This window comes from Burkholderia pyrrocinia, assembly GCF_018417535.1.
Taxonomy (GTDB): domain Bacteria; phylum Pseudomonadota; class Gammaproteobacteria; order Burkholderiales; family Burkholderiaceae; genus Burkholderia; species Burkholderia pyrrocinia_E.
The window spans coordinates 1,761,403-1,782,087 of sequence record NZ_CP070977.1 but is presented as its reverse complement, the minus strand read 5'-3'; the positions used below and the strand labels follow the sequence as shown (position 1 = coordinate 1,782,087).

At 70.1% G+C, this 20,685-nt stretch carries 14 protein-coding genes; 9 read left to right on the top strand and 5 right to left on the bottom strand.

Going from position 1 to position 20,685, the window contains the following annotated elements; all coding sequences use genetic code 11:
• The first annotated feature begins 151 nt into the window (after positions 1-151).
• From JYG32_RS08300 to JYG32_RS08285, 4 genes are all read left to right on the top strand, one after another.
• Positions 152-580: a hypothetical protein gene (locus JYG32_RS08300; protein WP_174383028.1), complete on the top strand. Its 429-nt coding sequence runs from the start codon at positions 152-154 to the stop codon at positions 578-580.
• 91 nt (positions 581-671) lie between these two features.
• The gene (locus JYG32_RS08295) at positions 672-1,127 is read left to right on the top strand and encodes an Rrf2 family transcriptional regulator (protein ID WP_213265266.1); all 456 of its coding nucleotides are present in this window, start codon (positions 672-674) and stop codon (positions 1,125-1,127) included.
• A 133-nt stretch (positions 1,128-1,260) separates the two neighbouring features.
• Positions 1,261-1,902, top strand: a complete 642-nt coding sequence (locus JYG32_RS08290) for an NAD(P)-dependent oxidoreductase (RefSeq protein WP_174383030.1) — start codon at positions 1,261-1,263, stop codon at positions 1,900-1,902.
• 270 nt (positions 1,903-2,172) lie between these two features.
• Positions 2,173-2,643, top strand: coding sequence for an Lrp/AsnC family transcriptional regulator (locus JYG32_RS08285; RefSeq protein WP_213265265.1), 471 nt, complete (start codon positions 2,173-2,175; stop codon positions 2,641-2,643).
• Positions 2,644-2,690: 47 nt separating this feature from the next.
• Here JYG32_RS08285 and JYG32_RS08280 read toward each other — a convergent pair whose 3' ends face one another.
• From JYG32_RS08280 to JYG32_RS08270, 3 genes are read right to left on the bottom strand one after another with little or no spacing between them, the layout of a single operon-like run.
• Complete coding sequence (locus tag JYG32_RS08280) at positions 2,691-3,464, bottom strand: ABC transporter ATP-binding protein (protein ID WP_174383031.1); 774 nt, start codon at positions 3,462-3,464, stop codon at positions 2,691-2,693.
• 4 nt (positions 3,465-3,468) lie between these two features.
• Positions 3,469-5,157 (bottom strand): ABC transporter permease, encoded by a 1,689-nt coding sequence (locus tag JYG32_RS08275; protein ID WP_213265264.1) that lies wholly within the window; start codon positions 5,155-5,157, stop codon positions 3,469-3,471.
• Positions 5,147-6,190, bottom strand: coding sequence for a Fe(3+) ABC transporter substrate-binding protein (locus JYG32_RS08270; protein ID WP_174383033.1), 1,044 nt, complete (start codon positions 6,188-6,190; stop codon positions 5,147-5,149). The genes JYG32_RS08275 and JYG32_RS08270 overlap by 11 nt, the downstream gene beginning before the upstream one ends.
• Positions 6,191-6,432: 242 nt before the next feature.
• Between JYG32_RS08270 and JYG32_RS08265 the strand changes: the two genes are divergently transcribed.
• Positions 6,433-6,594 carry a hypothetical protein gene (locus JYG32_RS08265; protein WP_113044988.1) on the top strand — a complete coding sequence of 54 codons (162 nt, stop codon included), beginning with the start codon at positions 6,433-6,435 and terminating at the stop codon, positions 6,592-6,594.
• Positions 6,595-6,742: 148 nt separating this feature from the next.
• Here the strand turns inward: JYG32_RS08265 and JYG32_RS08260 are convergent, their stop codons facing one another.
• Both JYG32_RS08260 and JYG32_RS08255 read right to left on the bottom strand, forming a co-directional pair.
• Complete coding sequence (locus JYG32_RS08260) at positions 6,743-8,110, bottom strand: amino acid permease (protein ID WP_174383034.1); 1,368 nt, start codon at positions 8,108-8,110, stop codon at positions 6,743-6,745.
• Positions 8,111-8,405: 295 nt separating this feature from the next.
• Entirely contained in the window at positions 8,406-10,697 is a 2,292-nt protein-coding gene (locus JYG32_RS08255) for an FUSC family protein (protein WP_213265263.1), read from the bottom strand.
• Positions 10,698-10,879: 182 nt separating this feature from the next.
• Here JYG32_RS08255 and recC point away from each other — a divergent pair, with 182 nt between their 5' ends.
• Genes recC through arfB form a run of 4 tightly spaced genes read left to right on the top strand, consistent with a single transcriptional unit; the run spans position 10,880 to position 20,644 of the window.
• On the top strand, positions 10,880-14,224 hold the full coding sequence (recC, locus tag JYG32_RS08250) for an exodeoxyribonuclease V subunit gamma (protein WP_213265262.1): 3,345 nt from the start codon (positions 10,880-10,882) through the stop codon (positions 14,222-14,224).
• Entirely contained in the window at positions 14,221-17,940 is a 3,720-nt protein-coding gene (recB, locus tag JYG32_RS08245; RefSeq protein WP_213265261.1) for an exodeoxyribonuclease V subunit beta, read from the top strand. Before recC ends, recB begins: the two co-directional genes overlap by 4 nt.
• Complete coding sequence (locus JYG32_RS08240) at positions 17,937-20,243, top strand: AAA family ATPase (protein ID WP_213265260.1); 2,307 nt, start codon at positions 17,937-17,939, stop codon at positions 20,241-20,243. The genes recB and JYG32_RS08240 overlap by 4 nt, the downstream gene beginning before the upstream one ends.
• Entirely contained in the window at positions 20,240-20,644 is a 405-nt protein-coding gene (gene arfB / locus JYG32_RS08235) for an alternative ribosome rescue aminoacyl-tRNA hydrolase ArfB (protein ID WP_174380472.1), read from the top strand. Before JYG32_RS08240 ends, arfB begins: the two co-directional genes overlap by 4 nt.
• Positions 20,645-20,685: the final 41 nt, after the last annotated feature.

Here is a 20,685-nt window from a genome sequence, read left to right as displayed (position 1 = left end):
CTTTAGGGGCGTCGTGCCTGCGATTGAATCAGACGAGTCCGAAATTGAAAGGCATTTTTAATCACGGGTCGTCATTGGGCCTGTTCCGCAGGCGGTATCATCGATGTCGGTCCAACCACGAGGCCGCGCGACGCGCGGCCGGAGATTGCTGATGAACATGAAGACATCGTGGGCGCGTCGCGTGCCCGGGTCCGCGCTGGCGGCGGTAGCCGTCGGTGCGCTGCTGTTGCTCGCGGGCTGCGAGAAGTCCGGCGCGCCGGTCGCCCAACCCGATACGGCCGCGAGCGCGGCCGCCGATGCCGCGAACAATGCGGCCAAGGCGCTCGACCAGGTCGCGAGCACCGTCAACCAGCAGATCAACGCGGCGAAGGCCGGCATCGCGTCCGCGGCGTCGGCCGTGCCGCCGCTGTCCGCGAGCGGTCTCGCATCGGCCGCGCAGGCGCAGATCGACGCGGCGGCTTCCGCGGTCGTCGCGCATGCGGCGTCGGAAGCCGGTGCGAAGATCTCGGAAGCCGGCAAGAAACTCCAGCAGTGGAGCCAGCAGAACGCCGCGGGCGCGAAGCCCGCAAGCGGAGAATGATGCGGGCTTGCATGATCCGCAAAATGTAATTATAGTAGTTACACATTGTCGCCGGCCGCGGTACGGGCCGGCGTCGCCGAGTGAGTCAGGAATGAATACCAGCAGCCGGTTCGCGTTTGCCGTTCACGTGCTCGCCTTGCTGTCGATGCAGGAAGGCGTACCGTTGTCGTCCGACATCGTCGCGGGCAGCGTGAACACGAATCCGGCACTGATCCGCCGGTTGCTGTCGATGCTGGCGGCCGCGGGGCTGACCACGTCGCAGCTCGGCGCGGGCGGTGGCGCGCTGCTGGCGCGCGAGCCCGGCGAGATCACGCTGCTCGACGTGTATCGCGCGGTCGACGATGCGCAACTGTTCGCGCTGCATCGCGAGGCACCGAATCCGGCGTGCCTTGTCGGGCGGCACATCCAGCGCGCGCTGATCGACTATATCGGCGACGCGCAGCGCGCAATGGAGGCATCGCTCGCCACGCGCACGCTTGCCGACGTAACGGCCGACGTGCTGGATCTGGAGCAGCGCACGCAACGGGCAGGGCGCGCCGGCGGGTGACCGGCGGCAGGCAGGGCAGGAAGCCGGGCGGCGCACAGGCGCGGCGATCGGCGCAACGGGGATTTGCCCCGTTTTTTTTTCGGTCTTATATGTAATCAATAATGTTACATATTTTTCTTTGTGGAGAATCGATATGACGCAACGTTCCTTGAATATCGCGCTGTTCGGCGCCACCGGCATGATCGGCTCGCGCATCGCGGCGGAAGCCGTACGGCGCGGCCATCGCGTGACCGCGCTGTCGCGCCATCCCGGCGCGGCCGGCGACGGCATCACCGCGAAGGCGGCCGACCTGTTCGACGCGGCCAGCATCGCGGCCGCGCTGCCGGGCCATGACGTCGTCGCGAGCGCGTACGGTCCGAAACAGGAAGATGCGGCGAAGGTTGGCGCGGTCGCGAAGGCGTTGGTCGCCGGCACGCGTCAGGCCGGCCTGAAGCGGCTCGTCGTGGTGGGCGGTGCCGGTTCGCTCGAAGTCGCGCCCGGCAAGCAGCTCGTCGACAGCGAGGGCTTCCCGGAAGCGTACAAGCCGGTCGCGCTCGCGCACCGCGATGCGCTCGGCTACCTGGAGACGGTCGGCGATCTCGACTGGACGTTCTTCGCGCCGGCCGCGATGATCGCACCGGGCGAGCGCACGGGCACGTTCCGCACGGGCGCCGGCAAGCTGATCGCGGACGCGCAGGGCAACAGCAAGATCTCGGCGGAAGACTACGCGGTCGCGTTCGTCGATGCGCTCGAGCAAGGCAGCTTCGTGCGGGAGATCGCGACGGTCGCGTATTGAGCGGTTTGGCGGCTGGTGCCAAGTGGGCGCCGGCCTGGCCCGGACGCGGCGTGCGCGCCGCAACAGGCGGCACTTGAGGCGACTCCACCTTGACGGGTGGAGTCGCCTTTTTCGCTTGAAGGGGGCGTGCCGGCGCGCGATCGTGCGCGCTGCGGATTCACTTGTGCCGGATTGGTATTTATACCGGTCGACGCACGCAGGCGGTTTCCATATTGTTCCCCGTTGTGCAGGATGCATAGAATAAATTTCTATTTACGAGGGACTGGAGAAATGGACGCCATCGATCGCAAGCTGCTGGAGCTGTTGCAGGCGGATGCCACGCTGCCGATCGCGGAATTGGCACAGCGCGTGAACCTGTCGCAGACGCCGTGCTGGAAGCGCGTGCAGCGGCTGAAGGAAACCGGCGCGATTCGCGCGCAGGTTGCACTGTGCGATCCGCGCAAGCTCGGGGTCGGCACGACCGTGTTCGTCGCGATCCGCACGAACCAGCACACCGAGGAATGGGCGCAGCGTTTCACGCAGGCCGTGCGCGACATGCCGGAAGTCGTCGAGGTCTACCGGATGAGCGGCGAGACCGATTACCTGCTGCGCGTCGTGGTGGCCAGCATCGACGATTACGACCGCGTCTACAAGCAGCTCATTCGCGCGGTGCCGCTGTTCGACGTCAGCTCGTCGTTCGCGATGGAGCAGATCAAGTATTCGACCGCGCTGCCCGTGCGCGATCTTGCCGAGCCGGCCTGACGCGCGACAGGCGCGGCACCGTTGCGGCTCGCGCCGGCGGCGCGGGTTCAGCGGCCGCGCGCCAGTGCGCGCGCACGTTCGTCGGCCAGCGCGTCGCGGCGCACGAAATCCGCGACGAACGGGCTGGCCGGATGGTGGTGCAGCGCATACGGCGTGTCCCATTGCGCGAGCTGGCCGTCCTTCATCACGCCGATCCGGTCGGCGATCGCGAACGCTTCGGCCTGGTTGTGCGTGACGAGGATCGCGGTGTGGCCCGTGCGCTTCAGGATGTCGCGCAGCTCGAACGCGAGCCGCTCGCGCGTATCGACGTCGAGATTCGAGAACGGCTCGTCGAGCAGCAGCAGCTCCGGCGACGGTGCGAGCGCACGCGCGAGTGCGACACGTTGCTGCTGGCCGCCCGACAGTTCGTGCGGATAGGCGTCGCCGGATTCGGCGAGGCCGACGAGTTCGAGCATCTCCGCGACGCGCGTACGGCGTTCGGCCTTCGGCATGCGCCGCAGGCCGAACGCGACGTTGTCGGCCGCGCTCAGGTGCGGGAACAGCGCGTAGTCCTGGAACATCATGCCGATGCGCCGCCGCTCGGGCGGCACGTCGAGCGACGGCGCGGCGACGGGCGCGCCGTCCAGCACGATGCGCCCCATGCGCACGGGTTCGAAGCCGGCGATCGCGCGCAGCACGGTGGTCTTGCCGCAGCCCGACGCGCCGAGCAGGCAGCCGATGTCGCCGCGCGGCAGCGCGAGGCTCAGCCCGTCGACCACCGTGCGGCGGCCGTGCGGCGTGTCGTAGGCGACGCAGAGGTCATCGAGTTCGAGCAGGTTCACGGTATCAGGCTCCGATCTTGTGGCGGGTGCGGGCGAGCAGGATCACGGGCACGAGCCCGGCCAGCACGATCGCGAGCGCGGCGACCGCGCCTTCCTCATAGGTGCCGCGCGCGGCTTCCGCATACAGCCAGGTGGCGAGCGTGTCGAAATTCAGCGGACGCAGCAGCAGCGTCGCCGGCAGTTCCTTCATCGCGTCGACGAACACCAGCAGCGCGCTCGTCGTGAGCGCGGGCCGCAGCAGCGGCAGGTGCACGCGGCGCAACGTGCCGCCGGCCGTCTCGCCGAGCGAGCGCGATGCCTGTTCGAGCGACGGCGGAATGCGTGCGAGGCCGGCCTCGATGCTGCCGGCCGGAATCGCGAGAAAGCGCACTGTGTACGCGATCACGAGCGCCGTCGCCGAGCCCATCAGCATCAGTCCGTCGCGGCCGAGCGTCGCGCCGAACAGCCGGTCGACCGCCGCGAACGGGATCAGCAGGCCGATCGCGAGCACGGTGCCCGGCACTGCGTAGCCGAGGCTGGCGATTCGTGCACACACGCGGGCAGGGCCCGCGCGGGCGCTGTCGCGTTGCGCGCGCGCGGCCCATGCAACGACGAGCCCGCATGCGAGCGTCGCGGCGGTTGCGGCGGTGGCGATCGTCAGCGTGTTCGCGAGTCTCGTCATCAACTGCGCGGATACGCCACCGACGAGATGCAGCCGCTTGCCGGTCTCGACCGCGAGGTACGCGGCCGGCGCGCCGAAGCCGAGCAGCACGGGCAGCCAGCCGAGCACGGCGGCGCCCAACGCGGCCGCGCCGGTCAGGCGGCGCGGCGCGATCGGCCGCATGCGCCGGCCATGCGCGTAGCGCTGGCGGCGGCGTCCGTAGCGTTCGAGCACGATCATGCCGACGACGATCGCGAGCATCGCGAGTGCGATCTGCGCGGCGCCGGCGAGATCGGAGCGCGTGATCCACGTCGTATAGACGGATACGGTCAGCGTCTGCACGCCGAGGAATTCCGATGCGCCGATGTCGTTCAGCGTTTCGAGCAGCGCGAGGCTCACGCCGACCGCGATCGCGGGCCGCGCGAGCGGCACGACGACGCGCCAGAACGTCGCGACGCGTCCCGCGCCGAGCGTGCGCGCGGCTTCGAGCAGGCTCGCGGACTGCGTGACGAACATCGCGCGCGTGCTCAGGTACACATACGGATACAGCACGAAGCCGAGCACGAAGATCGCGCCGGGCAGCGAGCGCAGGTCGGGCAGGCGGAACTGGCGCGGGCTGTCGAAGCCGAGCAGCCAGCGGATCGCGCCCTGGACGGGGCCGATCGGGTGCAGCAGGTCGAGATATGCGAACGCGACGATGTAGGTGGGAACCGCAAGCGGCAGCAGCAGCGCCCACGTCAGCATCCGGCGGCCGGGAAAGTCGTAGGCGGTGACGAGCCATGCGCAGCCCGTGCCGACGATCGACACGATCGCGCCGACACCCGCGAGCAGCAGCAGCGTATTGACGAGCGCCTGCGGCAGCACGAATTCGGCGAGGTGCCGCCAGTGCGCGAGATCGGCGTCGAACGCGGCGGCCACGAGCACCGCGAGCGGTGCCGCGACCGCCGCGGCGATCGTCAGCGCCGCGAGCAGCCACAGGCTGCCCGCGCGCGGCCGCAGGCGCGGCCGGTACGGCTGGCGGCGCGCGCCGGCGGACGGTGCGTCAGTTGTCAAAGCCGACCTTGTCGACGAGCTGGCTCGCCTGCTTGCGATGCTTCGCGATGTCCGCCAGCGGCAGCGGATCGACCTTCAGCGCGCCGAAGCTCGCGATCACCGGGTCGAGCTTCACGTTTGCGCGCACCGGGTATTCGTAGTTCGCCTGCGCATACAGCGCCTGCGCTTCCGGCGACACGAGGTATTCGAGCAGCTTCACCGCGTTGGCCTTGTGCGGCGCGTGTTTCGCGACCGTCGCGCCGCTGATGTTCACGTGCGTGCCGCCGCTCTTCGCGTTCGCGAACGTCGGTCGTACGACCTTGATCGCGTCGCCCCACTTGCGCGCGTCGGTGCCCGGCTCCGCATTCTTCATGTGGCCGACGTAGTACGCGTTCGCGAGGCCGACGTCGCAGATGCCGCCGAGGATGTCGCGCGCGACGTCGCGGTCGCCGCCCGTCGCCTTGCGCGCGAGGTTCGCCTTCACGCCGCGCAGCCACTGCTCGGTCGCGGCTTCGCCGTCGTGCGCGATCATCGCGGCGACGAGCGCCGTGTTGTACGGATGCTGGCCCGAGCGGATGCAGACCTTGCCCTTCCATTTCGGATCGGCGAGATCCTCGTAGCGGAACGCGTCGACCTTCAGGTCCTTTTCGACGTACAGCACGCGGTCGCGCAGCGACAGCGCGTACCAGTCGCCGTTCGCGCCGCGCAGGTTCGCGGGAATCGCGTCGTCGAGCGCCTTCGAGCGCACCGGCTGCGTGAGCCCGCCGTCGACGAGGTCGAGCAGGTTGCCGACGTCGACCGTCATCAGCACGTCGGCCGGCGATTGCGCGCCTTCGGCCTTCACGCGTTCGAGCAGGCCGTCCTTCACGAACACCGTGTTGACCTTGACGCCGCTCTGCTTCGCGAACGCGTCGATGAGCGGCTGGATCAGCTTCGGCTCGCGGGTGGTGTACAGGCTCACTTCCTCGGCCGCATGGGCCGGCGGCGCGAATGCGGCCGCGGCAAGGGCGAGGGCGCCGGCGAGCGGCAGCAGGCGGGTGCGCGGATTCGACATGAAGACTCCGATGGGGCAGGTGGACGAGGGGGCATTCCGGGGCGCGCCTGCCGCCCGAGCGATCCGGAACATTACGAAATGAAAGACTCCGGATTCTAGATCGAAATGGGAACGATTATCAAATGAAAGCTTGCGGCGGGCGGAGGGGAAGGCAGGGGCGGGGATCGGAAACGGGACGTCGCGGCGGTGGCGCAAGCGCGTAGAATGCCCGCTTCGATGAATTTGACGGAGTCGCACCGACCATGAACGATCAGCGCAAGAAGAACCCTGTCCGCAACGTGAGCATCCTGATCGTCGTGGCCGTGCTGCTCGTGATCGGGACGATCCTGTACAACGCGATTTCGCAGAAGCACGCGTACGACGAGGCCCATCCGGCCGAGGCCGCGAACGCGGCGTCGCACTGACGTGCCGGTGCGCGGCCCGGCCGGGGCCGCGTCCGGAGTGCATGCGCAAGGGGGAAGCCCGCGGCTGCCGGCGCGGCAGGCGCCGCGCGGAGCCGGGAAAGAGGCGGGCGCCGAAACCGGCGCGCCGCGCAGGCAGGTCAGCCGTGCGTCAACGTGACGCAGGTGCGAACTTCGGGCGGATTCGTGCGTAGAACACGACCGCGAGCAGCGCGAGCCACGCCGCGCCGACATACAGCGCGACGCGCGTATCGTCGAACCAGCCGAGCATCACGATCACGAAACCCATGAACGCGATCGTCAGTGCCGGTGCGACCGGCCACAACGGCACCTTGAACTTCAGCGCCGCGACTTCGGCGTTCGACAGGCGGCGACGCATCGCGACCTGCGACAGCAGGATCATCAGCCACACCCACACCGTTGCAAACGTCGCGATCGCCGCGACCACCAGGAACACGTCCTTCGGCATCAGGTAGTTGAGCAGCACGCCGACGAGCAGCGCGCCGGCCATCACGAGCACCGTGACCCACGGCACGCCGTGCCGCGACGTCGTCATCAGCACGCGCGGCGCCTGGCCCTGCCGCGCCATCCCGAACATCATCCGGCCCGCGCCGAAGATGTCGCTGTTGATCGCCGAGATCGCCGCGCTGATCACGACGAGGTTGAGGATCGTCGCGGCCGACTTCACGCCGAGCGCCGAGAAGATCTGCACGAACGGGCTGCCTTCGCTGCCGACACCCGTCCACGGGCTGATCGACATCAGCACGACCATCGTCAGCACGTAGAACAGCAGGATGCGCGCGGGCACCGCGTTGATCGCGCGCGGAATCACGCGTTCCGGGTCCTTCGCTTCGCCGGCGCTCATCCCGATCACCTCGATCCCGCCGTACGCGAAGATCACGACCGACAGCGACGCAATCAGCCCGCCGAAACCGTTCGGCAAAAAGCCGCCGTGGTTCCACAGGTTCGCGAACGTCGGCACGTCGGCCGAATGGCCGAAGTGCATGCCGGACAGCAGGATCGCGACACCGCCGCCGATCATCGCGACGATCGCGCCGACCTTGATGATCGACAGCCAGAACTCGAGTTCGCCGAACACCTTCACGTGGCACAGGTTCAGCCCGCAGATGATCGCGACGACCCCGAGCACCCAGATCCATTGCGGGACATCCGGAAACCAGAAGCCCATGTAGATGCCGAATGCGGTGATGTCGGCGATCGCGACGATCACCATTTCGAGCGTGTAGGTCCAGCCCGTGACGAATCCCGCGAACGGGCCGAGGTTCTCGGTCGCGTAGTGGCCGAACGAGCCGGCGACGGGTTCGCGCACGGCCATCTCGCCGAGCGCACGCATCACCATGTAGACGGCCGCACCGCCGAGGAGGTACGCCAGGATCACCGCCGGGCCCGCGAGCTGGATCGCGGACGCCGAGCCGTAGAACAGGCCCGTGCCGATCGCCGAGCCCAGCGCGAGAAAGCGGATGTGCCGCGCGCTCAGGTGGCGCTGCAAGTTTTTCATCGAGTCTCCGATATCGTTATGCGACGGACCGGGCGAGCGGGACCGGTCCGATTGGCTCAAGTTGTCTATACAACTTGAATGTGAACGAATGATAACAAGCCGGGCCGGGTGACCGGAATCGGGTATTCCCTGACTGGCGCGACGAGCGGAATAGGGCGTGGGGCGGTCGCGCGGCATCGGCGCGGGCCGCGGGGAGCGGGCGGGTCATGCGTGGGGGGATCGCTGAATCGGGGCGCGCCGGCGGCCGATGCGCGTCGTGCGCGGGCCGGCCACCGGCGGGAACGGTCAGGCCGGGTCAGGCGGGCAGGCGGATCACGCTCGCGTCCTTGCGGATCAGCAGCGACGACGCGAGCATCTGCTTGCATTGGTGCGCGAGCACCTTCAGGTCGTGCGTGAGTTCGGCGCCGACCGCATCGGATTTTTCCGCGGACACGACCATCGCGTCGAGATCTCGCGTGATCTGCTTGCCCGCTTCGAGTTGGTCGGCGGGCGGCGGCTCGCCGGCCTCGGCCTTCTCGAGGTTGTCGAGCACGGCGGCGAGGCCGCGATGCAGCGCGTCGTCGTGGACGAGGCTGTCGTCGGCCGAGCACGCGTTGCGGATCAGCGGCGCGGCGGCCGTGATCTGCGCGCCGAGCACGTGCGTCTGGACGAGCAGGTCGTTCAGCTCGGGCACGAAGCGCTGGTGCGCCTTCGGCTCGATCATCATCCGCTGGAACGCCTGCCCGAGGTTCGCGAACGCGATGTGCACGTCCTTGCGCGCGAGGCGGTAGCGATAGTCGTCGTCGAGGCTCGTGGCCGGCGTCTCGATCGCCGTGGCGACGCCCGGCACGACGGCTGCGCCGTCGGCGGTGGGCACGGGCGGCGGCGACGCACCGCGGCCGGCGCGCCACACGGCCTCGAAATACTTGCGGGTCGCCGTGAGCATGTCGGTGACCTGCTTGCCCATCAGCCGGTATTCCCAGTACGGGAACAGCCGGCTCGCGGCGATCGCGATCATGCAGCCGACCACCGTGTCGATCGCGCGCTCGCCGATGATCCGCATGCTGCCCGGCGCGAGCAGGTGGAACATCAGCAGCACGTACGACGACGTGAATACGACGCTCGCCGCGTAGTTGAACAGCAGCAGGCTGTAGCTCATCACCATCGACCCGAACATGATCGCGATCAGCAGGTGCGGCTCCTTCACCGTGTAGATCAGCGCGATGCTCGCCGCGCAGCCGATCAGCGTGCCGATGATCCGCTGCGCGTTGCGCTGTTTGGTGAGCGAATAACCGGGCTTCAGGATGATGATGGTCGTCATCACGATCCAGTACGCATTCGTGAGCGGCAGCAGCCGGCCGAGCCAGAAGCCGACGGCCACCGCGATCGTCACGCGCAGCGCGTGGCGGAAGCTCGGCGAGCGCATGTTCAGGTTCGAGAAGATCAGCAGCGGCGACATCCGGCGGCGCTGCAGGAAGCGCGCGAGCGCCTTGTCGATCTTCAGTTCGGTTTGCTGCGGATCGGTACGGCCGGACAGGTTGCGCCGCATCCGGTCGATCAGGCGCGTCGCGCTCCAGATGCGCCTGAACGTCGCGAGCACGGCCGCATACGCTTCCGCATTGGTGGCCGCGAAGTTCTTCTTGCGCATCAGTTCGATCTCGTACTCGATCGCGCGCAGTTCGGCCTTGACGCTGACGTGCGAATGCGGCGCGCGGTTCTCGAGCACCGCGAGGCCGATCTCCTCGAGATCGGCGGCCGCCTTGCGGATCAGGTCGCGGTAGAAAATGATGAGATCCGAGCCGCCGAACGTGTTGCGCACGAGCGGGTAGTCGGTGTGTGCGCCGACGAACAGCTCGTGCAGGTCGACGCTGTTGATGAACAGGTTGTACATCGTCGTGCGGCCGGGATCGAGCTTGCCGCGGCGCAGCTTCGGCAGGTTGCGCAGCACGATGTCGCGCGCGGTTTCCTGCGTTTCGACCGCGGTGATCTGCCTGGCGACGAGATTGCGGTAGCACTCGTCGAGATCGGCATCGAGATCGTAGAACTGCGCGCGCGCGAGCAGGTAGTCGGCGCATGCGAACAGGCTCTCGGCCAGCGCCTGCTGCTCGATCCGGCGCGCCTGCCATTGCGACACGAGCGTGGCCCAGTACGTATACCAGAGGCCGCCCGCGAGAATCCAGCCGGCGTTGATGAACGCCTGCAGCGGCGTGAATTTCTCCTCGAGCGTCATCACCATCATGAACAGCGTCGCGAAGCTGATCTGCGGCCAGCGGTTGCCGTAGACGACGATCAGCGACAGCACGAACGTGAGCGGCACGATCGTGAGCCACAGCGCGAAGATGTTGGGTGTGGCAAGGCCGGTGGCGAGCGCGGCGAGAAAGCCGATCACGCTGCACGCGAGCATTTCGTTGTGCTTGTACTTCAGCGGGCCCGGCATGTCGACGACGCACGCGCCGAGCGCGCCCGTCGAGATCGTGAAGCCGAGCTCGCGGTTGTGAAACACGATCAGGCACAGCACGGCCGGCAGCGAGACGCCGACCGCGATCCGCAGGCCGCCGAAAAAGTACTGGCTGTAGAAAAACTTTCTGATTTCGACCGAATAGCGCATCGATGGGCTGAATGGCAGACGAAGAGGCCCGGGGGCGGCATATTGACTGGCGACGAGTCTATCGTATTTCGCGGTCCGCAAAACCTGGCTTTCCGGACGAGGTTCGCGGCGGCGGCCCATTTGCTATGCTTGGGGACCCTGTTCGCCCGGCCCGGCCGGCGCGACGTTCCAACGCCCGCTTCATGCTCCATCTCTTCTATTCGAACCGTCACGAAACGCTGGCCGATGCGCTGCTCGAGGATCTGGCCGCGTTCCCGGCCCGTAACGGCCCGTGGGCGCCGCAGCAGGTCATCGTGCCGAGCGCGGCGCTGCGCCGCCGTCTCGAGCTCGACATCGCCGCGCGCAACGGCGTGTGCGCGAACGTCGAGTTCACGTATCTCGCGCAATGGCTGTGGGCGCAGATCGGCCGGGTGCTGACGGTGCCGGCGCGTTCGCCGTTCGCACCCGACCGCCTCGTGTGGCGCTGCTACCGGCTGTTCGCGCGGGCGGCCGACGGCGCGCCGTGGCTCGCGTCGCCGCGGCTCGCCGCGTATCTGTCCGCCTCCGACGATGCGATGCGCTACGAACTCGCGCACCGCGTCGCGGCCGTGCTCGATCATTACCTGACCTATCGTCCCGAATGGCTGGCCGCGTGGCAGGCGGGCGAATCCGTGCTCGCGGGCGACGCCGCCCCGCGCGGGATCAGCGACGCCGCGCGCGACGACGAGCGCTGGCAGGCCGCGCTGTGGCGCGCGCTGCTCGCGGAACTGAGCGACAGCGGCACGCCGCCCGCGCACCGCTTCCTCGTCGAAGCGCGCCATCTCGATGCCGATGCCGTCGCGCGCGCCGACTGGCCGGAATCGGTCAGCGTGTTCGCACTGCCGACGATGCCGCCGCTGCACGTCGCGCTGCTGCGCGAGCTGTCGCGCTGGATCGACGTGCGCGTCTATGCGCTGAACCCGTGCCGCGAATTCTGGTTCGACATCGTGACCGCCGCGCATGCCGAGGCGCTCGATGCGGCCGGGCGGCTCGACTACCAGGAAGTCGGCCATCCGCTGCTCGCCGAGTGGGGGCGGCAGACGCAGGCGCAACTGCACATGCTGCACGAACTGACCGAAAGCGCCGCGTCGGGCGATGCGTCGCGTTTCGTCGAGAATCCCGCGCCGACGTGGCTCGCGCGCGTGCAGAACGCGATCCTCGACCTGCAGCCGGAGGCCGAAGCCGGCGACGCACCGGCCGAACGCGGGATCGAGGTGCACGTGTGCCACAGCCTCGCGCGCCAGCTCGAGGTGCTGCACGACCGGCTGCTCGCGTGGTTCGACGCCGACGCGAGCCTGCAGCCGTCCGACGTGCTCGTCGCGGTGGCCGATCTCGCGGCGGCCGGGCCGCTGATCGATGCCGTGTTCGGTACGGCCGGCGCCGGCGCCGGCGGCGCGCGCGTGCCTTACCGGATCACCGGCCTGCCGCCGTCGCAGGCAAACCCGGTCGCGCGCGTGCTGCTCGACTGGCTCGTGCTGCCGGAGCGGCAGGTCGGCGCGCCGGAGCTGGTCGAATGGCTGCGCGTCGACGCGGTGGCTGCGCGCTACGGCATCGATGCGGCCGCGCTCGAGACGGTGCAGACCTGGCTTTCGGCCGCCGGCGCGCGGCGCGGGCTGTCGCCGCTCGCGAGCGACGACGCGGCCGTGCCTGCGCCGCGCCATACGTTCTCCGATGCGCTTGCGCGGCTCTTTCTCGGTTATGCGATGCCGGAAGGCGCGGCGCCGGTCGGCGCGTGGCTGCCGATCGAGGCGGCCACGGGCAGCGAGGCCGAGCTGCTCGGCCGGCTCGCGCGCTTTACCGACGATCTCGACGGCTTCGCGCGGCGGCTCGCCGAATCGCACACGCCGCGCGGCTGGAGCGAACTGTTCGCCGACACGCTCGCGCGCTTCTTCGATTCGGGCGCCGCTTATGCGGACGCACTTGCCGGCGTGCGCGACGCGCTCGACGCGATGCTGGCCGCGATGACGGAGGGCGCGCCCGACGAAGCGTTGCCGGCGGCCGTCGTCCGCGCGGGGCTGACCGCGGCGCTCGACGATCCGGCGCGCGGCGGGGTGCCGTGGGGCGGTGTCACGTTCTCGTCGCTGACGAGCTTGCGTGGCCTGCCGTACCGCGTCGTCTGCCTGCTCGGGATGGACGACGGCGTGCTGCCGAGCCTCGCGCGCGCGGACGAATTCGACCTGATGGCCGTGTTGCCGAAGCTCGGCGACCGGCAGCGCCGCGACGACGAGCGCAACCTGTTTCTCGACCTGCTGCTCGCCGCACGCGACCGCTTGCTGATCGCGTACACGGGCCGCAGCATCCGCGACAACGCGCCGTTGCCGCCCGCGGCGCTCGTCGACGAACTGCTCGACCATCTCGCGCTCGTCACGGCCGGGCCCGACGCGGCGCCGGACGCGGTCGATGCCGCGCGGCGCGCGTTCGTCGTCGAGCATCCGCTGCAACCGTTCGCGGCCGCGTATTTCCAGCCCGGCAGCGGGCTCGTTTCCTATGACGCCGAGCGCGCGACGCTCGCGTCGCTGCTGGCCGCCGAGGCGTCGCGCGACGGCCCGCGCGAACTGCCGTTCTTCGCGCAGCCGCTGCCGGCCGAACCGGTCGAGCCCGTCGCGTTCAGCGAATTCGAACGCTTCTGGCGGCATCCCGCGCGGGCGCTGCTGCGCGCACGGCTTGGCATCGTGCTCGCCGACGCGCAGGCCGAATTGCTCGACACGGAGCCGTTCGCGCTCGATTTCGCCGGCAGCGACGCGCTCGCCGAGCGTGTGCTGCCGCTCCTGATCGAATCGGATGATGGGGCCGCGCACGATCATGCGCTGCGCATCGCGGACGCGAGCCCCGAACTGCCGGGCGGCGCGACGGGCGCCGTGTGGCGCGACCAGGCGCTCGGCTCGATGACGCAGCTTGCGTCGAACGTGCGCCGCGCGCTGGCCGACGGCATCGAGCGGCGGCCGTTTTCGCTCGTCATCGTGCCTGCATGGCCCGAGACGGAACAGGCGCTGTTCGGCGCCGACGACGCGATGCTGTCGGGCGACGCGGTGAGCGCGCCGCTCGAGCTGCACGGCACGCTGAACCGGCTCACGCCGGCCGGGCAGATCATCTACCGCTATGCACGGCCGAGCGCGCGCGATTATCTGTCCGCGTGGCTTGCGCACCTCGTCTACTGCGCGGTCGAGCCAGGCGGCCCGCGCCGCACGCTGTGGTTCGGCAGCGGCGGCGCGTTCGAGCTGACGCCCGTCGCGGCGCCGCTCGAGCGGCTCGCGCCGCTTGCCGCGCTGTTTCGCGCAGGGCGGCGCATGCCGCTGCGGTTCTTCCCGCGCAGCGCGTGGGCGACGGTGTCCGACGGCGAAGCCAAGGCCGCGAGCGTCTGGATCAACGAGCGTGTCGTGAGCGAAGCAGACGATCCGGCCATCGCGATCGCATGGCGCGGCGCGCACGCGTCGCTCGACGAGCCGTTCGGCACGCTCGCGCGGCTCGTGTTCGAGCCGCTCGTCGAACATCTGAAGGAGGTTGCATGAGCGCCGTGTCGCAGCCGCAGCCGGCGCTCGAACTCGACGTGTTCGCGTGCCCGCTCGACGGCGTCAACCAGATCGAGGCATCGGCCGGCACCGGCAAGACCTGGAACATCTGCGCGCTGTATGTGCGCCTGCTGCTCGAAAAGGATCTCGGCGCGGACGAAATCCTCGTCGTGACCTTCACGAAGGCGGCGACGGCCGAGCTGCACGAGCGGATTCGCGGTCGGCTCGCGCAGCTCGCGCACGCGCTCGACACCGGCGACGATGGCGGCGATCCGTTCATTGCGCGTCTGCTCGAGACCACGCTCGGCGACGGCGGCGCGCTCGATCCCGAGACGGCCGCGAAGCGGATCCGGCGCGCGCTGCGCGCGTTCGACCAGGCCGCGATCCATACGATCCACGCGTTCTGCCAGCGCGCGCTGCAGGAAGCGCCGTTCGCGGCCGCGATGCCGTTCGCGTTCGACATGGAGGCCGACGACGCGTCGCTGCGCTTCGAGCTCGCGGCGGACTTCTGGCGCACGCGCGTCGAACCGGCGGCCGCGCGCTGGCCGGGCTTTGCGACCTGGCTCGTCGAATCGGGCGCCGGCCCGGCCGCGCTCGATGCGCAGCTCGCGCGCCGGCTGAAGAAGCCGCTCGCCGCGCTGCGCTGGGACGGCGTGACCGAGCCCGACGAGTCGGCCGAGGCCGCCGCGGCCGAATGTTTCGCCGAGGCGGCGCGGATGTGGGCGGCCGAGCGCGACGCGATCGATGCGTTGCTGCGCACCGCGCAGCCCGCGCTCAACCAGCGCTCGCACAAGCCCGACGCGGTTGCCGATGCGCTTGCCGCATGGGCCGCGCATTTCGCGCAGGGCGACGCGACGGCCGCGCTGCCGAAGGCCGCACTGAAGCTCACGCGCACCGCGCTTGTAAAAGCGACGAAAAAGGGCGGCGCGACGCCCGAACACGCGTTCTTCGACGTGGCCGACGCGCTCGAAGCGGCCGTGGCCGCGGCCGAGGCCGCGCAGCGCGCGCGCTGGCTCGCGCTGATCGCCGAATGGCTCGACATGGCGCCGGGCGAGCTGGCCGAGCGCAAGCGTACGCGGCGCGTCGTCTCGTTCGACGATCTGCTCGCGAACCTGTATCACGCGCTGCATGCGCATCCGTGGCTCGCCGAGACGCTGCGCGCGCGCTATCCGGCCGCGCTGATCGACGAGTTCCAGGACACCGACCCGCTGCAGTTCGCGATCTTCAACCGCATCTTCGCGCCGGGCGGGCCGCTCTTCCTCGTCGGCGATCCGAAGCAGGCGATCTACAGTTTCCGCGCGGCCGATCTGCATACCTATCTTGCAGCACGCGCGAGCGCGAGCGCGTGCTACACGCTCGCGGTCAACCAGCGCTCGACGCCCGCGATCGTCGATGCGTGCAATCGCTTCTTCATGTCGAATCCGCGCGCGTTCGTGCTCGATGGGCTCGACTATTACGCGGTGCGTGCCGGCACGCGCGTGCGTGCGCCGTTCGTCGACGAAACCGATCCGGGCCCGGCGGGCGATTTCCGGGTCTGGGCGCTGCCGGGCGGCGAAGGCACGCTGCTCAAGCGCGACGCACAGGCGCAGGCCGCCCAGGCCTGCGCGGCCGAGATCGCGCGGCTGATGCGCGGCGCGCGCGAAGGGCGCGCGCGGCTGGGCGACACGCCGCTATCCCCGGGCGACATCGCGGTGCTCGTGCAGACGCACCGGCAGGGCAGTCTCGTGAAGCGTGTGCTTGCCACGTGGGGCATCGGCAGCGTCGAACTGGCGCAGGCCTCGGTGTTCTCGACCGGCGACGCCGAGCAGCTCGAGCGCGTGCTGGCGGCGATCGACGCGCCGGGCGACCTGCGGCGTCTGCGCGCGGCGCTCGCGGCGGACTGGTTCGGCCTCGATGCCGGCGCGCTGTGGCGGATGGAACAGGGCGACGGCGATGCGTCGCGCGAAGCGTCCGCGGCCGACCGTGCCGACAGTGTCGACGCGATGAGCTGGGTCGAGCGTTTCTCGCGGTATCGGCTGCAGTGGCGCGAACGCGGTTTCGCGGTGATGTGGCGCACGTTCACGCGCGAGCTGCGAATTGCCGAGCGGTTGATGGCCGGCGCGGACGGCGAGCGCCGCGTGACCGACATCAACCATCTGGCCGAGCTGACGCAGGCACGCGCATCCGCGCAGCCCGGCATCGCGCCGACGCTGCGCTGGCTCGCCGCGCAACGGCTCGACGGCGGCGGCGAGGAAGCGCAACTGCGTCTCGAATCCGATCGCAACCTGGTGCAGATCGTGACCGTGCACAAGTCGAAAGGCCTTGAATACGCGATCGTGTTCTGTCCGTTCCTGAACGACGGCGGATTGCGCGAGCCGCCGGCGTCCGCGTTGCCCGATGCACGTGAATATCACGACGACGCGGGCGATGCCGTGCTGCATTACGGGTGCGACGACGACGCGGCCGCGCACGCGGCGCAGCAGGCGATGCGCGAGCAGGCCGCGGAACGCGCGCGGCTCGTCTACGTGGCGCTCACGCGCGCCGTCTATCGCTGCTACGTCGTCGCCGGGCCGTACCTGTCGTCGCGTTCGACGCGCGAAGCGCGGCGCAGCGTGCTCAACTGGCTCGTCGCCGGTGCCGGCCAGTCGTTCGATGCGTGGCTCGACGAGCCGCCCGACGAAGCCGCGCTCGACGCCGCCTGGGGCGCGCTTGCGGGTGGCCCCGTGAGCGTCGCGCCGCTGCCGGCGCCCGCGCGCCGCGAGCGTCTCGCGGCCGGGCACGACGCATCGCAGACGCTCGTGGCGCGGCATGCGACGCGGGTGCTGCGCGATGCGTGGCGGATGGCGAGCTTCAGTTCGCTGACCGCGACGATGGCGCGCGAGGAGGCCGGCGTCGCGGCCGTGCCGGACGACGAACTGCGGCCCGATCACGATGCGCTTGCCGCGGTGGCGCCGGACGGCGAGTTCATATTGGCCGATACGGTTGCGCCGGAACCGCCCGGCGACGACATCCTCGTGTTCCCGCGCGGCGCGGCGGCGGGCGAGTGCCTGCACCGGCTGTTCGAACTCAGCCGGTTCTCGGAGCCCGAGTCGTGGCACAAGGCCGCGCTCGGCGCGCTGCACGACCGGCCGGTCGAGGCCGCGCCCGAACTCGCGACGCGCCTGCCGGCGATGATGGCGCGGCTCGTCGACGACGTCGTGCGCACCGAGCTCGTGCCGGGCATGCGGCTCGCCGATCTCGACCCCGCGAAGCGGCTCGACGAAATGGGGTTCCTGTTCCCGGCACCGTCGCTCGACCTGATGGCGCTGCGCCGGCTGCTGGTCGCGCACGGCTACCCGGACGTTGCGCTGGAGGCGGGCATGCTCGCCGGTTTCATCAAGGGTTTCATCGACATGATCGTCGAACACGACGGCCGCTTCTGGATCGTCGACTGGAAGTCGAACCATCTCGGCACGACGCCGGACGCCTACGGCCCGCGCGCGCTCGACGTTGCGATGGCCGATCACGCGTATCACCTGCAGGCGCTGCTGTACACGGTCGCGCTGCATCGCTACCTGCGCGGGCGGCTGCCCGATTACGACTACGACACGCATATCGCGGGCTACCTGTACCTGTTCGTGCGCGGCGTGCGGCCCGACTGGCGCAGCGGCGGCGAGCCGGCCGGCGTGCATGCGCGGCGGCCCGAACGCGCGCTCGTCGACGCACTCGACCGGATGATGGAAGGGGGCCGCGCATGAATGCGTCCGACGACATGCTCGAATTTACCGGCGGCCTCGTCGCGCGGCTGCCCGAGCCCGCCGATTTCGGCATCGCGCTCGCGGAAGGCTTCGCGCGCCGCATCGGCGACCTCGCGCGTCGTGCCGGCGCATCGGCCGCGGCCGCGCGCTGGGCGGCGCGCGCCGCGTTCGCGGCGAGCCGCGCGACCGCGGGCGGCCACGTGTGCGTCGCGCTCGGCGCGCTCGCGCAGCGCTATGAAGAACCGCTCGACGACATCCGCGCGGCGCTCGCCGCGAGCGGCGTGGTCGCGTTCGGCACGCTCGCGCGCGGCGACGAGCGGCCGCTGATCGTCGACCGGCACGACCACCTGTACCTGGCGCGCTATTTCGATTATGAGCGGCGGCTGGCCGATGCGCTCGTTGCGCAGGCAGGCGTCGCGGTGCCGGACGACGGGCTGTCGCCCGACCGGTTGCGCGACAACCTCGCGCGTTACTTCGGGCCCGCGACCGGCGAAGTCGACTGGCAGCGCGTCGCGGCGATCGTCGCGTTGACGGGCCGCGTGACGATCGTCAGCGGCGGCCCCGGCACGGGCAAGACGACCACCGTTGTCGGCGTGCTCGCCTGTTTGCTCGATGCACATCCGGGGTTGCGCATTGCGCTGGCCGCACCGACCGGCAAGGCCGCGCAGCGGATGCAGGAAGCGCTGCACGCACGGGCCGGCGACTTGCCGCCCGAACTCGCGGCGCGCTTGCCGGGCACGTCGTACACGTTGCATCGTCTGCTGGGTGGCGGCGGGGCGGCGGGCTTCCGGCATCATCGCGACAATCCGCTGCCGTACGACCTGATCGTGGTCGACGAGGCATCGATGATCGACGTCGCGCTCGCCGCGCATCTGCTCGACGCGCTCGCGCCGGGCGCACGGCTCGTGCTGCTCGGCGACAAGGATCAACTGGCCGCGGTCGAGGCGGGCGCCGTGTTCGCGGAGCTGAGCGCGCGGCCGGCGTTTACCGCGGCGGCGCGTACGCGCATCGCGCAGGCGCTCGGCATCGACGAGGCCAAGTTCGTCGCGGCGTTGCCGGTGCCGGACGAAACGGCGATGGCGACGGTTCCGGTTGCGAATCCGGTTTCCGCTGCGGCACAGGCCCAACCTTCCGCTTCGGTATCTGCCGCCGCTTCGCGCAAACGGGCGTCACGGCCGCGCGCCGACGCGCGACAGGCGTCGCTGTTCGACGACGAACCGCAGGACGACGCGGTTGCCGCGGCCGACGTCGCGCCACCGCCGTCCGCCGGTCCGGCATTGACCGATGCCGGTGAGATCGGCGATGCAGGCGGCGCCCCCGCATGGATCGAGGTCGACGAACTCGCGTGGCTCGACGCCGTCGAGTTGCCACCGTTCGACGCAGGCGACGCGGCGCTTGCGTCGGTCGCGTCGACATTGCCCGGCGAAGCCGCCGCCGCACCCGTCGCACCCGCACCGGCACCGGCACCGCTCGCCGACTGCGTCGTGTGGCTCGAACGCAATTACCGCTTCGGCCTCGATTCGCCGATCGGGCGGTTGTCGCTCGCGATCCGGCGCGGCGACGTGCAGGCCGCGCTCGACGCGCTGCCCGCGGACGACGCGGCCGCCGCGTCGTTCCACGACGATGCGGGCGACTCGCTTGCGTCGTCGACGGTCGAGCGGCTTGCGCGGCGGTTCGGCGCATACCTCGATGCATTGCGCGCCGTACTGGCCGCGCCGGTGCCCGATCCGCTGCCGCTGTTCGATGCGCTCAACCGGTTCCGGATCCTGTGCGCGACCCGCAGCGGCTTGCGCGGCGCGGAGCACGTCAACGCGCTCGTGGCCGCGCATGTGCGGCACGCGGCGCGCGTGCCGCTCGCGGTCGGCGCGCACTGGTTCACCGGGCGGCCGATCATGGTGACGCGCAACGACTATGCGCTCGGGCTGTTCAACGGCGACATCGGCATCGCGTTGCCCGACGCGCATGGCGTGCTGCGCGTGTGGTTCAGGCGCGCGGACGGCACCGTGCGCGCGGTGTCGCCGGCCGCGCTGCCGCCGCACGAAACGGCGTTCGCGCTGACGGTCCACAAATCCCAGGGTTCGGAATTCGACGAAGCCGCGCTCGTGTTGCCGGCATCGTTCGGCCGCGTGCTCACGCGCGAACTCGTCTATACGGCGGTCACGCGGGCACGTATGCGCGTGCAGGTGATCGGGCCGCGGCGCGTGCTGGCGCAGGCGGTCGCGACGCGCACGCAACGCGATTCGGGGCTCGCGGCCCGCGTCGACGAGGCGCTCGCGCAGCGCCGCACGGAGGTTTCGCGATGATGATCCGCTATACGCTCGATCCGGCCGAAGTCGAATGGACGGCCGTGCGCGCGCAGGGCGCGGGCGGGCAGAACGTGAACAAGGTGTCGAGCGCGATCCACCTGCGTTTCGACATCCGTGCGTCGTCGCTGCCGCCCGTCATCAAGGAGCGGCTCCTCGCGCTGTCCGACCAGCGCATCACGCGCGACGGTATCGTCGTGATCAAGTCGCAGGAATACCGCACGCAGGAGAAGAACCGCGAAGCCGCGCTCGCGCGCCTCGATACGCTGATCGCCGGTGTCGCGTTCACGCCGCGTGCGCGGGTCGCGACGCGGCCGACGCGCGCGTCGAAGGAACGGCGGCTCGAGCACAAGTCGCGCCGCAGCACGGTGAAGTCGGGAAGAGGGAAGGTGGTCGACTGACGAATGAACGGCCGGCGGCCATCGCAGGCGAACGCCTGCCG

Bases quoted from the DNA above. Each gene is read 5' to 3' on its own strand.
- JYG32_RS08300 (WP_174383028.1), top strand. From the start codon at position 152: ATGAACATGAAGACATCGTGGGCGCGTCGCGTGCCCGGGTCCGCGCTG.
- JYG32_RS08295 (WP_213265266.1), top strand. From the start codon at position 672: ATGAATACCAGCAGCCGGTTCGCGTTTGCCGTTCACGTGCTCGCCTTG.
- JYG32_RS08290 (WP_174383030.1), top strand. From the start codon at position 1,261: ATGACGCAACGTTCCTTGAATATCGCGCTGTTCGGCGCCACCGGCATG.
- JYG32_RS08285 (WP_213265265.1), top strand. From the start codon at position 2,173: ATGGACGCCATCGATCGCAAGCTGCTGGAGCTGTTGCAGGCGGATGCC.
- JYG32_RS08270 (WP_174383033.1), bottom strand. From the start codon at position 6,190: ATGTCGAATCCGCGCACCCGCCTGCTGCCGCTCGCCGGCGCCCTCGCC.
- JYG32_RS08265 (WP_113044988.1), top strand. From the start codon at position 6,433: ATGAACGATCAGCGCAAGAAGAACCCTGTCCGCAACGTGAGCATCCTG.
- JYG32_RS08260 (WP_174383034.1), bottom strand. From the start codon at position 8,110: ATGAAAAACTTGCAGCGCCACCTGAGCGCGCGGCACATCCGCTTTCTC.
- JYG32_RS08255 (WP_213265263.1), bottom strand. From the start codon at position 10,697: ATGCGCTATTCGGTCGAAATCAGAAAGTTTTTCTACAGCCAGTACTTT.
- recC (WP_213265262.1), top strand. From the start codon at position 10,880: ATGCTCCATCTCTTCTATTCGAACCGTCACGAAACGCTGGCCGATGCG.
- recB (WP_213265261.1), top strand. From the start codon at position 14,221: ATGAGCGCCGTGTCGCAGCCGCAGCCGGCGCTCGAACTCGACGTGTTC.
- JYG32_RS08240 (WP_213265260.1), top strand. From the start codon at position 17,937: ATGAATGCGTCCGACGACATGCTCGAATTTACCGGCGGCCTCGTCGCG.
- arfB (WP_174380472.1), top strand. From the start codon at position 20,240: ATGATGATCCGCTATACGCTCGATCCGGCCGAAGTCGAATGGACGGCC.